19 protein-coding genes are annotated in these 15,349 nt (G+C 41.0%); 10 read left to right on the top strand and 9 right to left on the bottom strand.

The genetic code is table 11. The features are described 5' to 3' along the window. Window positions 1-97: 97 nt before the first annotated feature. The 4 genes from FD975_RS10310 (at window position 98) to FD975_RS10295 (ending at window position 4,023) form a co-directional block, all read left to right on the top strand. Window positions 98-712: a class I SAM-dependent methyltransferase gene (locus tag FD975_RS10310; RefSeq protein ID WP_215302290.1), complete on the top strand. Its 615-nt coding sequence runs from the start codon at window positions 98-100 to the stop codon at window positions 710-712. A 260-nt stretch (window positions 713-972) separates the two neighbouring features. Then, window positions 973-2,130 carry an efflux RND transporter periplasmic adaptor subunit gene (locus FD975_RS10305; protein WP_251371199.1) on the top strand — a complete coding sequence of 386 codons (1,158 nt, stop codon included), beginning with the start codon at window positions 973-975 and terminating at the stop codon, window positions 2,128-2,130. After that, window positions 2,127-3,317, top strand: coding sequence for an ABC transporter permease (locus FD975_RS10300; protein ID WP_215302289.1), 1,191 nt, complete (start codon window positions 2,127-2,129; stop codon window positions 3,315-3,317). Before FD975_RS10305 ends, FD975_RS10300 begins: the two co-directional genes overlap by 4 nt. 1 nt (window position 3,318) lies before the next feature. After that, window positions 3,319-4,023 carry an ABC transporter ATP-binding protein gene (locus tag FD975_RS10295; protein WP_215302288.1) on the top strand — a complete coding sequence of 235 codons (705 nt, stop codon included), beginning with the start codon at window positions 3,319-3,321 and terminating at the stop codon, window positions 4,021-4,023. 556 nt (window positions 4,024-4,579) lie between these two features. On the opposite strand, the gene FD975_RS10290 is transcribed toward FD975_RS10295, so the two are convergent. The 6 genes from FD975_RS10290 to FD975_RS10265 all read right to left on the bottom strand — a co-directional run bounded on the left by FD975_RS10290 (window position 4,580) and on the right by FD975_RS10265 (window position 6,430). Then, on the bottom strand, window positions 4,580-5,146 hold the full coding sequence (locus tag FD975_RS10290) for a hypothetical protein (RefSeq protein ID WP_215302287.1): 567 nt from the start codon (window positions 5,144-5,146) through the stop codon (window positions 4,580-4,582). Window positions 5,147-5,154: 8 nt separating this feature from the next. Then, the gene (locus FD975_RS10285) at window positions 5,155-5,430 is read right to left on the bottom strand and encodes a hypothetical protein (RefSeq protein ID WP_062306863.1); all 276 of its coding nucleotides are present in this window, start codon (window positions 5,428-5,430) and stop codon (window positions 5,155-5,157) included. After that, complete coding sequence (locus FD975_RS10280; protein WP_215302286.1) at window positions 5,430-5,696, bottom strand: hypothetical protein; 267 nt, start codon at window positions 5,694-5,696, stop codon at window positions 5,430-5,432. The genes FD975_RS10285 and FD975_RS10280 overlap by 1 nt, the downstream gene beginning before the upstream one ends. 111 nt (window positions 5,697-5,807) lie before the next feature. After that, on the bottom strand, window positions 5,808-5,999 hold the full coding sequence (locus tag FD975_RS10275) for a cysteine-rich CWC family protein (protein WP_215302285.1): 192 nt from the start codon (window positions 5,997-5,999) through the stop codon (window positions 5,808-5,810). 32 nt (window positions 6,000-6,031) lie between these two features. Beyond that, complete coding sequence (locus FD975_RS10270; RefSeq protein WP_215302284.1) at window positions 6,032-6,202, bottom strand: hypothetical protein; 171 nt, start codon at window positions 6,200-6,202, stop codon at window positions 6,032-6,034. 27 nt (window positions 6,203-6,229) lie between these two features. Continuing rightward, window positions 6,230-6,430 (bottom strand): KTSC domain-containing protein, encoded by a 201-nt coding sequence (locus FD975_RS10265; RefSeq protein ID WP_215302283.1) that lies wholly within the window; start codon window positions 6,428-6,430, stop codon window positions 6,230-6,232. Window positions 6,431-6,551: 121 nt separating this feature from the next. Between FD975_RS10265 and FD975_RS10260 the strand changes: the two genes are divergently transcribed. Both FD975_RS10260 and FD975_RS10255 read left to right on the top strand, forming a co-directional pair. After that, entirely contained in the window at window positions 6,552-6,965 is a 414-nt protein-coding gene (locus FD975_RS10260; protein ID WP_215302282.1) for a MarR family winged helix-turn-helix transcriptional regulator, read from the top strand. Between the two features lie 55 nt (window positions 6,966-7,020). After that, window positions 7,021-7,410: a 4-oxalocrotonate tautomerase family protein gene (locus FD975_RS10255; RefSeq protein ID WP_215302281.1), complete on the top strand. Its 390-nt coding sequence runs from the start codon at window positions 7,021-7,023 to the stop codon at window positions 7,408-7,410. A 93-nt stretch (window positions 7,411-7,503) separates the two neighbouring features. Here the strand turns inward: FD975_RS10255 and FD975_RS10250 are convergent, their stop codons facing one another. The 3 genes from FD975_RS10250 to FD975_RS10240 form a co-directional block, all read right to left on the bottom strand. Then, on the bottom strand, window positions 7,504-8,451 hold the full coding sequence (locus FD975_RS10250; RefSeq protein WP_215302280.1) for a YafY family protein: 948 nt from the start codon (window positions 8,449-8,451) through the stop codon (window positions 7,504-7,506). 166 nt (window positions 8,452-8,617) lie between these two features. Continuing rightward, window positions 8,618-8,833 (bottom strand): hypothetical protein, encoded by a 216-nt coding sequence (locus tag FD975_RS10245; protein WP_215302279.1) that lies wholly within the window; start codon window positions 8,831-8,833, stop codon window positions 8,618-8,620. 34 nt (window positions 8,834-8,867) lie between these two features. Then, a complete protein-coding gene (locus FD975_RS10240; RefSeq protein WP_215302278.1) occupies window positions 8,868-9,182 on the bottom strand; it encodes a hypothetical protein in 315 nt (104 codons plus the stop codon). 154 nt (window positions 9,183-9,336) lie between these two features. Between FD975_RS10240 and FD975_RS10235 the strand changes: the two genes are divergently transcribed. The 4 genes from FD975_RS10235 to FD975_RS10220 are packed head-to-tail and all read left to right on the top strand — an operon-like array spanning window position 9,337 to window position 15,341. Then, complete coding sequence (locus FD975_RS10235; RefSeq protein WP_215302277.1) at window positions 9,337-9,519, top strand: hypothetical protein; 183 nt, start codon at window positions 9,337-9,339, stop codon at window positions 9,517-9,519. Further along, complete coding sequence (locus FD975_RS10230) at window positions 9,503-12,769, top strand: helicase-related protein (RefSeq protein ID WP_215302276.1); 3,267 nt, start codon at window positions 9,503-9,505, stop codon at window positions 12,767-12,769. The genes FD975_RS10235 and FD975_RS10230 overlap by 17 nt, the downstream gene beginning before the upstream one ends. A 3-nt stretch (window positions 12,770-12,772) precedes the next feature. Continuing rightward, entirely contained in the window at window positions 12,773-13,432 is a 660-nt protein-coding gene (locus tag FD975_RS10225) for a DUF4391 domain-containing protein (RefSeq protein ID WP_215302275.1), read from the top strand. A gap of 25 nt (window positions 13,433-13,457) precedes the next feature. Beyond that, on the top strand, window positions 13,458-15,341 hold the full coding sequence (locus FD975_RS10220) for a site-specific DNA-methyltransferase (protein ID WP_215302274.1): 1,884 nt from the start codon (window positions 13,458-13,460) through the stop codon (window positions 15,339-15,341). Window positions 15,342-15,349 lie beyond the last annotated feature (8 nt).

Genomic DNA, 15,349 nt, shown 5'->3' with positions numbered 1-15,349 from the left:
GGGGCGACGGCATGCAATGCCTAGATAATGTCATGGATATCGAGACTATTTCTTAAAAGAGCATAGAATTGAAAAAATAATTATGTGAAAGGTAATTATGGACAACAAGCAGCACTGGGAAAAGGTTTACGGCACCAAAGCGCCAGATGCGGTGAGTTGGTATGCACCTCATCTTGAGACATCATTAAATCTTATTCGCCAAGCAAGTGCTGATAAGAGTACTGCCATTATTGATATTGGCGGCGGCGAAGCCACGTTGGTAGACGACCTTTTATCTGAGGGCTATGGGGACATCAGTGTTTTAGATATTTCTCAAAAAGCAATTGATATAGCAAGGGATCGTGTTGGTAAGCAGGCTGATAAGGTTCACTGGTACTGCGCTGATATTACTCAAGCAACATTACCCCAAGGCTATTTTGACGTTTGGCACGATAGAGCCGTATTTCATTTTTTAACTGAAGAAGCTCAGCGAGCCAGATACGTAGAGCAAGTAATGCGCTCAGTGAAGCATGGCGGCTATGTGATTATGTCCACCTTTGGACCCGAGGGCCCAGAGAAGTGTAGCGGACTGGATGTGGTTCGCTATGACTCAGAGAATCTTCATGGACAGTTCGGTAAGACATTCAAGCTCATTGATAGCTCAACAGAGCTTCACCACACCCCAATGGGTACTACACAGCAGTTCTTGTATTGTTTTTGTAGGATGGAATAGGCTGCACTTAGCTTAGATATTTTTTTACCCAAGTAGGGATCGTTCGAAGTAACAAGTTTGTTGTTTAGGCTATCATACACTATATAAAAATATATAGTGTATGATAGCTTTAAGTAGTACAAAAAGATCAATATTAGAGATTAATAACGATTGCGTTCATTTCAATATTAATAGCTAATTAAATTACCCCATAAACAACTAAAGGGAGCATGATCAAAAGATAGGCATCTTTTATTCAAGTGCATTAATGGCTCAAAAAAATGAATAGCACCATTAAATTAAAAGAACTCTTAAGTTCGCTTCTGCTCCGAATGCGTGAATTGGACATTACCCGTCGTCAATTACTGATGGGTCTCACGCTTACATTTTTATTAGTCGTATTTGGATTTGTTGTTCTAAATTCTGGGCCTTTAGCATCCACTAAAGTCACGACCATTAAAGTCAGCGACCAATCGCTTGCGCCAACACTATTTGGGGTGGGAACAATTGAAGCTAGGCGGTCTTACTTGATGGGGCCGGTAGTTGCTGGACGCGTTTTAAACGTGTACGTGGATGTGGGTAATTCAGTTAAAGAGGGGCAATTACTTGCCGAGATGGATTCAATTGATTTAAGTCAGAAAATGGTTGCTGCTCAGGCACAAGTGACTGATGCAAGGGCACGTTTGCTGTTAGCTTCTGAAACGCACAAGCGATATGAAGAGTTGGGAAAGAAAAATTTCATTAGCCCGATTGCAGTGGACGGAAAGTTGCAGGAACTCAATTCAGCAAAAGCGATTGTTCAAAAAACAACTGCTGATTTGGATGGTCTTAAACAACAAGAGCTCAATATTAAATTAAGGGCTCCAGTAGATGGAATCATTACTTCTAGGGATGCCGAGCCAGGCTCAACTGTTATTGCTGGTCAGGCAGTTTTAAAGTTAATCGACCCAACGAGCCTATGGATTAAGACACGGTTTGATCAAGGCAAGTCAATGGGATTAGCTGTTGGCTTAGATGCAAATGTGATATTGCGCTCTAATCCACATCACCCAATCTCGGGCAAGGTAGTTCGCGTTGAGATGCTTAGTGATAGCGTTGCAGAAGAACGAATCGCCCAAATTGAAATGATAGATATGCCCAAGACCGTTTCAATTGGAGAGATGGCAGAGGTGACATTGCAACTAGCCCCCAGTGAATATGGCCTTAGCTTACCTAACGCAAGCATTAAAAAGAGGGGTTATGAAACTGGGGTATGGGTGCTCAAAGATGGCAAGCCCCACTTTGCTCGGGTACAAATTGGACAAAACGGCTTAAATGGTCAGGTGGTTATTCTGAGTGGACTTAAGAGTGGTGATGAAGTTGTTCTCTATAGCGATGCTGAAATTAAAGAAGGGCAGCGCATTAATGTAGTTGATTCTTTATTGAAGAAATCACCGTGATTAGCCTGGCGGGTCGTGACATTGCGCATTCTTGGGGTAAGTTTGCTCTAACGGGATTGGGTCTTGGGCTGCTAATCGGTGTCACTCTAACAATGGCAGGGGTATATCGAGGCATGGTGGATGATGCCATGGCCCTACTAAACAATAGCGGTGCAGATCTTTGGGTAGTACAAAAAGATACCCAAGGCCCTTATGCTGAAGCATCCAGCATTCGAGATGACTATGTAAGAGGTGTGCTGGGAATGCCAGGCGTTGCACGCGCAGCTAACATTACCTATCTCACAATGCAGGTTCGCAAAGGACAAAGTGATACTCGAGTCATGGTGGTTGGGGTAGAAAGTGGGCAGCTTGGTGAGCCGGCCTATTTGATTTCCGGTCGACATATTGTTCAGTCACACTATGAAGCATTGGCGGATGTTAAAACGGGGTTTGAGCTAAACGACCTCATTCAAATTAAGCGCCATCAGTATCGGGTAGTGGGCTTAACTCGCCGTATGGTCTCATCGGGTGGCGATCCCATGGTATTCATCCCGATTAAAGACGCGCAAGAGGCGCAATTTCTAAAGGACAACGATGCGATTCTGAATGATCGCGCCAGAAACGTAGCCAATCCCAGTTTGAATCGCCCTATTCCTGGCTTATTAGATGCCATTACAGCATCGCAATCTACTAATCACAGCGTTAATGCCATCCTTGTTCAAATCCAAGCCGGCAGTAGTCCAGAGGAAGTAGCCAAACCAATCCGTCGCTGGAAACATCTTGAGGTGTATACAAGGGCGCAGATGGAAGAAATCCTTGTTGCCAAGTTGATTGCAAATTCTGCGAAACAAATTGGTATGTTTCTAGTGATTTTGGCAGTAGTAAGTGCTGCCATTGTGGCCTTCATTATCTACACCATGACCCTAGGAAAGATTAGGGAGATTGCCGTGTTGAAATTGATTGGCACTCAAAATAGTACTATTGGCAGCATGATTCTGCAGCAAGCCCTTGGCTTGGGGTTAATTGGTTTTGTTGTGGGAAAAACTTCTGCTACTTTTTGGGCGCCGCTGTTTCCAAAGTATGTTTTATTAGAGCCTGCAGACGCAATCATCGGATTCATTTTAGTGATGGTCATATGCGCTTTAGCTAGTACCTTGGCGATTAGAGCTGCTTTGCTGGTAGATCCCGCCCAAGCAATTGGAGGCTGATATGAGTACTTACAGCATTCAATTAGAAGGGCTTAGAAAAACTTACGGACATGGTGACGCTGCTGTAGATGCCCTCAAAAATGTCAATATGCAAATTGCTCCAGGTGAAGTGGTGGGGCTTATTGGCCCATCTGGATCGGGAAAAAGTACGCTACTGAAATGTCTAGGAGCAGTCATTGAGCCCACTGCAGGTCGCATGACTCTGGGCGGCGAAGTTATCTACGAGAATGGCTGGAAAATTAAAGACCTAAGAGCACTCAGAAGGGACAAAATCGGCTTTATTTTTCAGGCACCTTATTTAATTCCCTTTCTGAACGTGACTGATAACGTGGCTCTTTTACCTATGCTTGCGGGAGTGCCAAACAATATTGCTAGAGCACGCGCTAGAGAGTTGCTAGAGGCTTTAGATGTTGCACATCGGGCTAATGCTAGCCCATCAGAATTATCCGGTGGAGAGCAACAACGGGTTTCTATTGCAAGAGCATTGGCTAATAAGCCGCCCGTCATTTTGGCTGATGAACCGACAGCTCCGTTGGATAGCGAAAGAGCCTTAGGGGTGATGGGGATCTTAAATCAAATGGCCAGTCAATATCAGACTGCGATTATTGTGGTTACCCATGATGAAAAAATTATCCCACTATTTAAACGCATTTATGCAATTCGAGACGGGCAAACCATTGAGGAATCTAGGCGGGTCAATGAGTAACCTGAGAATTGCTTAAGTGGCGGCTAAGGTCGTTAGCAGCCCTTCGTAAGTCTCGCCACATCAAGCCTCGATAGATAGAGGATTAGTTACAACGTGCCCAATCCTAGCAAGCCTCGCACACCACAGCAAGCACGCTTAGACGCATTAAAAACGCAGAAAGACAATGTCAGCCGAGCGTTAGACACGGAGCGTAAGCGGCAGAAGGTGACAAAAGCACAGCAGAATTTAACGAAGGCAATGTCTGCGTAAGCAGGAAAAGCAGAACACCGTTAAGCAGGATTAAACATCCTAATGTGGCGTGGAATGAAGTAAATACAAGGCGATGCAGTACAGTTGAGAACATTTTTGTGTAGCTTAAAAACAGTTCCGCTATAATCTTAGCTCTTGGCCTGGTAGCTCAGTCGGTAGAGCAGAGGATTGAAAACGTAGGATAGAGGACTAAAACAGTTCTGCACATTGGGTCTAAGCTGGTTGCGACCCACCGCCCTACAAGCACCGAATTCATTGGCTCCGAGCGGTTTCGAATATTTCCCAAATGGCATCGACAGCGTTCAATTTATTTTGTTTTGGCAAAACGGGATTGACTTTTTATTTCTTTAATTTTTTCATCAAGCAATTTTCTTCTCTCGTCATTAGAAGACAGTCTTGCTTTGATTGACTCAAGGTAAGAAATGCTTTTTTCTTCGTCGCCAACCTTGAGCGCATTTGTAGCTAATATATCTAATTCGTTTATAGATAACCTTTGCTTTTCTTTATTTAAACTATCTGGCGCAGAGGTAATTAGTGTGCCAAAAAGTAAAACAAGTAAAAATATTGGCGTTGCCCATCCAGCAATGGCGTAATAGCCACTTATCTTAGATTGATTGCTAGAAAATGCAGACGCAATCAGTGCCCCAAAAATTACAACACCAATTGCAGTAAGGACCAAAGACAATCCCGTAACTTCAAACTTGACCTGAATTTGATGGGAGGAGAAAGAGGTTGCTAGACCGCCAAAAAACAGCCCAAGAACTAAAATGGAAAAAGTTTGTCTGTTTTTGCCCAATGAGGGAAATAGATCAAACATTTGGATTGCAAAGCTTAGTAAGCTAACAACCCCCGTAATTATATTGAATGTATCCATGCCTAGTCTTAATACACAGCATCATGATCACCAACATTGATCAAAACAATTTCAGTTTCAGTAATGATCATTTCAATGACGATGCGATATTTCAAGTTGATAGAAATACTTTGTAAGCCATCCAATTTCCCCGACAAGCCATGAAGACGAAGCGATGGATGATGTGGATTGAGCTCTAATAGTTCTAGGGCTTTGGTGTATTGAGCCTCAGCATCAGGATGACGCTTTAAAAACTTGGCGGCACGCCTGTTGTATTGCTCGGTAAAAATTAACTGCCAGGTCATTAGGCAGACTTATTCATTTGCTTTAGACGCTTAATATGTTGCGCCACAGTTTCTTTAACAAAGCGCCCACCAGCTAAATCAGCTTTGGATTCAGCTAAAGCAGCTTCAAGCTCGCATTCACGCAGATATTGATACTGCTGCTGATTCATCACCACATACTTAACTTGTCCGCGCACAGTTACAGGCGCCTCTAGTTGACCTAGTAAAGCGTCTTCAATGGCTTTGATACCTTTAGTTTTTAAATCATTGGCTACGACAGCACCCATAATCACCCCCTAAATAACACGATTAATAGTATTGTATAAGGTATTATTCAATCTAGCAACAAGTGCTGCTAAACCTTGGGGATGATGAGAAAGGTGGGCTTAAGCGTCCAGTTACTGAACGCTTAATTTCTTTAAGCAGTTCCTACACAAGCATTGATCTTTTGATTTGTCTTTGAGTGCTTGTTCAAGTTTTGCCTTGTTTACGGACATATCAAAACACCAGCATTTTTTGTCACCACCTATTTGGCAGTCGTTAGCCCTTCCGCAAACTGGGCAAATCGTTCCAATATCTTCCTTTTTCATGCCTTGATTCTACGGGGTTAGATAGACAGAGGTTAGCGTCCTGAGCTGATCGCAAATAAGGGAATGGATATTACTGCGCCAATATAGCCAGCCCCAATAAGCCAGCTGGCTAAATCTTTGATTTGCTCGGGAGCATTTTCAAGTCTGACAAGTAAATGACCTCCACCAATAAGAATGAGCCAAAGCACAAAAGCGTAGAGCATTTTTAACCTATCTTATGTTTGAGCTAATTAACAGTCAAACTTATCTTTTATAAAGTTATCGTAGTAACTACCTTTTGATCCTGCAGACAGTAGGCCTTGGTGAATACTTTCGGGAACTCTGCAAAAAGTATAGGTATCACCCTGTTTGAACGTAATAAACAGTTGTTGTTTATCTTTATCGTAGCCCACGGCATCCATTGCACTAGACACAACTCGAACCATTTCCATTTAAATTCCTTTTAATTACTAGAATCTTCCCAGGTTTAGTGATTACTAGCAAGTTTGTTCCAAATGGAATAAATCCTTAATATTAGTTGCATAGCTAACTAAAACATGTTAAAGTGAGCCTATGTTTGAACAATGCCTCTATTTCAATACCACTTCATTGGCTCGTAAGCTAGAGCGGGAATGGACTATAGCGTTTAAGCCATTTGGTTTGACGCCATCCCAGGCATTTATGTTGAGGGTGATATTAGAAAAGCCCCAGTCCTACCAAAATGCTTTGGCAAAGGAAATGAATATCACCAAACCTACAGCCTCTAGAGGATTGGATGGACTGGAGAAGCTAGGACTAATTGAAAGAAGGCCATCGCCTGACGATGCTCGTGAGATTGAAGTTCATCCCACAAGAAAGGCAAAGGCCATGAAAGATGGTTTGAATGCGGCTAGCGGCGAGGTCACCAAGAAGTTTAAGAAGCTCTTGGGCTCAGATGAGTTTTTAGATGTCGTAGGTAAGTTAAGGGGAATTAGCGAGATTTTGTAGTGCCCCCATTTTTTTTGAATGAATGGTTGTATAGCTAACTAATTAGGAGAAACAAATGCCCATATTGAATGTAAAGATAAGCGGAACAAAGAGTGCTGAAACAACTAAGCAGGTTACTGATTTGCTTTTAGACATAACATCGCGAATCTTGAAAAAGAAGCGAGAAGTTACTGCTATTGCGATTGACTATATAGACAGGGACTGCTGGATCGTTGGCGGTAAGTTATTAAGTGAGCAGAATAAAAACAGTTTTTATTTTGATATCAAGGTTACGGATGAAACGAATACCAAAGATGAAAAAGCTCAATACATCAAAGAAGCTTTTGCAGGATTTGAGAAAATACTAGGGAACTTACACGAGGAAAGCTATGTATATGTGGCAGATGTACGAGCTACGGCCTATGGCTATGGTGGCAAAACTCAGGAATATAGATATCACCAATAAAGACTATTAACTTAAAGCACCTCTATCTATTAGCCCTCGATAGATAGAGGATAGTTAATTGTCTGTTCTAAATAGAACAACTTTATTCGGCGTCTAGTTACGGGACGCTTGGTAATTCTTTAAAGCCTTGGTTAGCTCATCCTTGACTCGCTTGCGTAAGCTTGCTGGCGCCAAGACTTCAACCCCCGCCCCATATTTCAATATATCCATGACAAGCTCAGGATCTTGGTTGTAATCAAACTCCAAAAGATAATTGCCTTCTTTGTCAAAAGAGCCTACTTGCTGTCCATGCCAAGTCTCACTGCTAACCCACCTTGCTTTTTCGGGAGAGAACTTGAGCTTAGCCCTTTGATTGGCTTTGCCCGAGAAGATTCCATAACTTTCAGCAAAGTGTTCATGCAATTGTTTTTCAGAAATCTCTTCTGACTTTGTATTCGTAATGATTGCTTTGCTGATGCCATCAAGAGCAAAGCTTCTTAAGTCTTTTCGCAAATGGCAATAAGCATCTAAATACCAGTTATCTCTATAAAAGATTAGGCGTTGTGGTGATATTTCTCGCTCGGTAGTTTCATCAGTACCGCGGGCGTAGTAGGTGATTTGCAATCGGTTGCGCTTGAGTAGTGCGCTTCCTATTTCTTCGAAGTTCTCAATTGAACCTTTGCGGGCAGACATCCCAAATACTTTTAGTCTTTTACGTAGTTCTTTGGCTGGCGTATTGCTCTGTCCAAGAATGCCATCAATGATTGAGGTAAGCGGAGCAATGTGGGGTTCAATTAAACCTCCCTTATCTAAGCCCGATAGAAGGTGTTGCATGAGAACTAGTGCAGTAGCTTCTTTCTCGGAAAACCATAGCCCTGGAAGCTCAATCTTTTCGCCAACAACTTGTCCATCAAAACAATAACCACCCTTGAATCGGTCGTAAACAATGGAAGCATTCATTCTGCTTCGTAGATATTCAAGATCTCTTTTGAATGTCGCTTTTGATATTTCGAGTTCGTTAAGAAAGTCATTCAGCGGAACGCATTGACGTGCTTGAATCATGTACTTGATTTTGTGGAGTCGCTCCATGTCACCCATAGAGGCCTTACATGAGAAGTCTTAGTATGACCACGATGAGAGATAAGATAATTAGAACTAATGTCATTATTGTGAGGTTAAAAGTTAAGAATTGATTTAACCATTCTTATGTAAAAATTAATACTAGAAACTAAAAATATCGTCTAAAAAATAGTTTTCTTCCGCTTACGATCTCAGGCGCTTGATTTGATGCCTTTGCTAAGGATTCAGAAGTTTGGCTGATAAGAGCATATTTTTTAGCTGCTTTCGATGCTGGCAAACCAGCAATAATTGCAGCATCAATGGTTGCCTTGACAATAAATGGTTCAAATCTTGGGTCTTTAAGCGAAATTTGCAATGGAACCAAGATGCTTAGGATGATTGCGCTGGAAATCATGGCGCTACCGTTTGGATGGGGTATACCCAATTCGATTGCCAGAGTTGTCAAAGTAGTTGGTTACCCCGCTTGGGGCTTTAACTTCATACCCAATTCGATTGCCCGTATTGTCGTAAACCCCATTCTTGGCGCTGGCGTTATATGCGCTGTTGTCCATGTTGTATGGACTGTTGCGCATGTTGTAGGGTGAGTTCTCCATGTTGTATTGGCTGTTTTGCATGTTGTAGGGTGAATTGTCTAAATTAGTTACTTGAGCAAAGCTCTTTTGCGCATATAAAGCTACTTGAGCAAGTAAAAATATGGTGAGTAGGTATCTCATGGCTAATCTCCTGGTTTGAAGGGATGGGTTGAGATTAGAGGTTCATAGGCTCATAGAGTGAGCCTATGAAAAATCATTTACTTAATTTCGCTAGCGTCTAAAGACTGGACGCTCGTGTAGTACAGTGGATACACATTGGAGACACGGAGGCGGTATGAAAGACGCTGGAATGCGAATAAGAGTAGAGCAGGAGCTTAGAGATGCTTTTGTAGCGGCTTGTCAAAAATTAGATGTGCCAGCAGCTCAAGTGCTTCGTGAGCATATGAAAGCAGTCGTGAGTAAAGTAGACGAGACTGGTAAGCCAACTCAAAAGAGGAAGCATGGAGCTACTAGATAACATCAATCGCCTACTTGGCGATGATTTGAGGCAGTCCATCAAGCCAGCTTCAAAGCTAAAGATTGCTGCATCCTGCTTTTCTATATACGCTTATGAAGCCTTAAAGCAGGAACTAGAGATGGTGGATAGTCTTCAGTTCATTTTTACTGCACCAACATTTGTGCCTGATGAAGTTACGGACAAGGTAACAAAGGAGCGTAGAGAGTTTCACATTCCAAAGTTAGATCGCGAAAAAAGCCTTTACGGTACTGAGTTTGAAATTCAGTTGCGAAACAAGTTAAATCAGCGTGCGATTGCTAAGGAGTGTGCTGAATGGTTGCGACGTAAAGCAATATTCAAATCCAATAAGTCTAAAGCGCCAATGCAGCAGTTTGCCTGCGTTCAAACAGGCTCAGTAGACACTGCCTATATGCCTTTACATGGCTTTACAGCAGTTGATCTTGGCTATCAGCAAGGTAATGCAGTCTCAAATCTAGTTAACAAGATGGATGACGCCGCATTCACCAATACTTATTTGACTCTTTTTGAGCAAATTTGGAATGATCAAGAAAAGGTTGTGGATGTTACAGAGCAGATTTGTGAGCACATAGCTTCTGTATATCAAGAAAATTCTCCAGAGCGTATTTACTTTTTAATGCTCTACAACATCTTTAACGAATTTTTAGAAGATCTGGATGAAGATGTTTTGCCAAACGATAGGACAGGCTACCAAGAGACATTAATTTGGAAAAAGCTTTTTAACTATCAAAAAGATGCGGCTACAGGGATTATTAATAAGCTAGAAACATATAACGGCTGCATTCTCGCTGACAGCGTAGGTTTGGGTAAAACCTTTACTGCACTGGCTGTAGTTAAGTATTACGAGCTAAGAAATAAGTCTGTCCTTGTACTTTGCCCAAAGAAGCTAGCTGATAACTGGTTAAATTACAGTCGCAACCTCAAGACCAATATTTTTGCTAGCGATCGTTTTAATTACGACGTGCTTGCACAGACTGACTTAAGTAGAACATCAGGCGAATCATTTGGAACGCCACTTAATCGTATTAACTGGGGTAACTATGATCTTGTGGTGATTGATGAGTCACACAACTTCAGAAACAACGACGCATATAAGGGTAAAGAAACTCGTTATCAAAAGCTGATGAACCAGGTCATACGCGAAGGCGTAAAGACTAAGGTATTAATGCTGTCAGCCACACCAGTAAATAATCGCTTCAATGATTTACGTAACCAGCTAGCTTTGGCATATGAAGGTGACTCAGAGAGCCTTACAAAAAAATTACGGACAACTAAATCTATTGAAGAAATATTCCGCAATGCCCAGTTAGCTTTTAACAATTGGGCAAAGTTACCTCCTGAGCAGCGAACTGCTCGCGCCATTCTAGACTCCTTAGATTTTGATTTCTTTGAGTTGTTAGATAGTGTCACGATTGCAAGATCAAGAAAGCACATTCAAAACTTTTACGACACTACGGATATTGGCAGATTCCCAGATCGCTTAAAGCCATTGTCCTTCCATTGCCAGCTTACAGATCGCATAGATGTGATGAGCTTTAATCAAATATTTGAGCAGCTATCACTATTAAAGCTTGCTGTGTATGCGCCTATTAGCTACATACTTCCAAGTCGCATGAAGAAGTATGAAGATCTATATGACACAGAAGTAGATGGTGGAAAGGGCAAGTTAAGACAGCTGGATCGTGAAAAAAGTCTGCAAGCTTTAATGACGACAAATTTATTGAAGCGTCTAGAAAGTTCAGTTGAAGCATTTCGTTTAACTCTTGCCAGCCTGCGTGACAGCAATGAAAGAACGTTGAAAAAAATTGAAGAATTCAATAAAAATGGCAACATAGTTTCTGTTACTGATTGGACGGAAGGGGTTGAGGATTTAGAGGTTGACGAGGAAGATATTCCTTTATCAGATGAAAATGAAATTGGCGGCAAGGTAAAGATCAATCTTGCGGATATGGATTTACCATCTTGGTCTCATGAGCTTAGCAGCGATCTAGAGATCATTAATGCATTGATTGAATCAATGCAAAAAATTACTCCTGATGATGACGCAAAGTTACAGCATCTCAAAAAGTTAATTGCTGACAAGATTAAAAATCCAATTAATGTTGGCAATAAAAAGATCTTGATCTTTACTGCATTCGCAGATACGGCTAATTACCTATATGCAAACCTGGCTGACGATCTGCTTAAACACTGTGGGTTGCATTCTGGACGGGTTACGGGGAAGGATGCGCCAAAATCAACAGTAGGTAAGGGATATGACTTTCAAGAGTTATTAACACTCTTTTCGCCAAGATCAAAAGAGAAGGCGCTAATTCTTCCAAACGAATCTTCTGAAATTGATGTGTTGATTGGAACGGACTGCATATCTGAAGGGCAAAACCTGCAGGATTGCGATTACCTAGTTAATTACGATATTCACTGGAATCCTGTTCGTATCATTCAGAGATTTGGTCGTGTTGATCGCATAGGATCTCAAAATACTTCAATTCAGCTAGTGAATTATTGGCCTGATATTTCACTGGATGAATATATCAATCTGAAAGAGCGTGTAGAAAGTCGCATGATGATTGCAGACGTTACAGCTACAGGTGATGACAACGTTCTTAGCTCTCAAGCCAACGATGTTGCTTACCGCAAAGAGCAATTACGCAAATTGCAGGAAGAAGTAATTGAGCTTGAGGATCTTAAAACTGGCATATCCATCACAGACCTTGGTTTGAATGACTTCAGAATGGATTTGCTAAATTACGTCAAGCTAAATGGCGATCTTGCATCCTTGCCAAATGGAATGCATGCCGTTATTCCAGCCAAGCCTGAACAGGGATTGCCAGCCGGAGCAATATTTACTCTGCGAAATCGAAATGATGGCGTGAATGTTAATCAGCACAACAGATTGCATCCGTACTATCTTGTCTATGTTGATGTGGTTGGCAATGTTGTTGCAAATCACACTGAGGTGAAGCCTTTGCTGGATCTTGTACGAGCGAATTGTAAGGGTCAGTCAGAGCCATTGCTTGAAATGTGCAAACAATTCAACAAGGAAACTGCTGATGGAAGAAAGATGGGTGTTTACTCAGAGCTATTGAGTTTGGCAATAAAGAGCATGATTGAAGTGAAAGAGGAAAAGGACTTAGATAGTCTATTTACATCAGGGAAAACCACTGCTCTTGTAAATGCTATTGCAGGGATTGATGAGTTTGAGCTAGTCGCATTTATTGTGGTTCAAGGATAAAGGATGGGCATAGCCTTGTTTGAATACCCTCAAAACGGATTTTTTGGAAAGACTATACCAAAGACCAAATTTTATGAGCATGGGAACGTGTCAAACAAGCTCAAAGAGCTTTTCGTTAAGCAGGTTGAGCAGATTACGTGGCTATACAAGCTAGCTCCTGAAACTATTAATGTTCAGGCCACAAAAGACATTCCTGAAATCCAAGTTTTTGAAATTGCACTAAAAGATGATGATTTAAGCGAAGATATTTTGCTTTGCATAGATAAGGCCGTCAAATTTCCAATCGTCTTCGAAATTAAATCAAAGACAGGAGTAAAAACAGTTTGTGCGTTAAAAACAAAATCAAATACTGATGGCTGGAAAATTAGCCGCTATATGCACTCGAACATTTGCTCTAATGAAATTGAACGGGCAAAGTTAGATATTGGCCTTAATTTAAATTTAATTTACAAGCAAATTATTCTCGCTGTTTGTGATGCGCAGATGAGACAAGATGAAACTCTGGAAGAGTTTGTGGAGCGTAGATCTGCAATAAAGACAAAGTCGATTTTGATTGATGGGTTAAAGAATAAAGTTATGGCAGAAAAGCAATTCAATAAAAAAGTAGAGTTGAATTCAAAGCTGCGTATTATGGTTGAAGAACTCAACCATCTGATTGGTTAAAAGGTCAATAATGGAAAAATTAAAGATGCAAACACCTGAATCTGTAAAAATAAATTTGGAGAAGTTAAAGACTTTATTTCCTAATTTTGTTACAGAGGCGAAGGATCCTAATGGTCAGCTAGTACAAGTATTTGACTTTGAATTATTTCGTCAAGAGTTATCTGAACAATTGGTTGATGGACAGCAAGAAAGATATCAGATTAACTGGCCTGGAAAACGTGAATCCCTGCTTCTAGCAAATTCCCCTATTTTCAAAACTATGAGGCCATTAAAAGATAGAAGCATCAATTTTGACTCAACTAAAAATTTATTCATAGAGGGCGATAATCTTGATGCTCTAAAGTTACTCCAAGAGACATATTTAGGTAAGGTTAAGTTAATTTATATTGATCCACCCTATAACACTGGTAGTGATCTTATCTATGATGACGACTTTTCAATAGCTAATGATGACTATCTGAAACAGTCTAGTCAAAAAGATGACATTGGCGGCCGCTTAATTGCCAATACTGAGTCAAATGGTAGATTTCATTCAGATTGGCTAAGCATGATATATCCAAGAATTAAGCTAGCAAAAAATCTACTAGCAAATGATGGCCTTATATTCATTAGTATTGATGATGGTGAGGTTCACAATTTGCGTAAAGTTTGCGACGAAATTTTTGGTGAACAAAACTTTATTGCAAATATTGTTTGGCAGAAGAAAACATCGCCAGATGCAAGAATGGCGATTAGTGCAGCTCATGATCATATTTTGCTGTACGCTAAAAATGCTGAACTTATGTCGTTGTCTTATTTGCCAATTGATGAGGAGAGGAGAAAAAGCTTTTCAAATCCTGACTCAGACCCTCGCGGCGACTGGGCTTCAGTTGATTTAACTGGGCAAACAGGTAGAGCGCCAAAGTCCCAGTTTTATAGCATCAAAACTCCTTCTGGTCTTGAAATGCCTCCCCCAGAAGGTAGATGTTGGGCTTTGGCAGAGAGTACGTTTCTTGAGTTACAGCGTGACAATAGAATTTGGTTTGGAGCAAATGGTTCTAACCGCCCTCGTTTGAAAAAATTTATTTCAGAATCTGAGGGCATTAGACCTTGGACATGGTGGGATAACAAATCAGTAGGGCATAACCAAGAATCAAGTCAAGAATTGAAAAACTTATTTGATGGAAATTTAGTTTTCGATAATCCAAAGCCAACTAGATTAATACAGCGAATCGTTCATTTAGCCACTAATGCTAAGAGTGAGGATATTGTCCTGGATTTTTTTGCAGGATCTGCCACGACAGCTCATGCTGTTATGGCACAAAATGCTTTGGATGGCGGCAATCGAAAATTCATTTTGGTGCAGCTTGATCAAGAGATACAAAAGGGAACAAATGAATTTAAGGCTGATTCTGTTGCATATAAATTGGGTTATAAAACAATATCTTGCCTAAGTATTGATCGCATTGTTAGAGCGGGAAAATTGTTTAATGCAAATCTAGGTGATCATAGTGTTGATACTGGTTTTAGAGTTTTGAAGGTTGACTCTTCTAATCTAACTGATGTTTATTACAACCCTGATGCTGTATCTCAGGATTTACTTAGCGATCAAGCAGATAACGTTAAAGCAGGCAGAACGCCTGAAGATTTACTATTTCAAGTGCTTCTTGATTGGGGTGTTGATTTGTCATTGCCTATTCATGAGGAAATCATTCAAGGTAGGGCTGTTTATCTCGTAGATCAAAACGCATTAGCAGCTTGTTTTGATAGCAATGGTGGTGTTGATGAAGAGTTTGTGAAAGAGCTAGCAAAAAAACAGCCATTGCGCGTTGTATTTCGTGATGCAGGTTTCAAGTCAGATAGCGTGAAGATTAACGTAGAGCAAATTTTCAAGCTTGTTTCACCAAGCACTGAAGTGAAGTGCATCTAAGGCCTGAC

It is taken from the genome of Polynucleobacter sp. AP-Jannik-300A-C4 (assembly GCF_018688335.1).
Taxonomy (GTDB): Bacteria; Pseudomonadota; Gammaproteobacteria; order Burkholderiales; family Burkholderiaceae; genus Polynucleobacter.
This window is presented reverse-complemented; position numbering and strand designations above follow the sequence as displayed.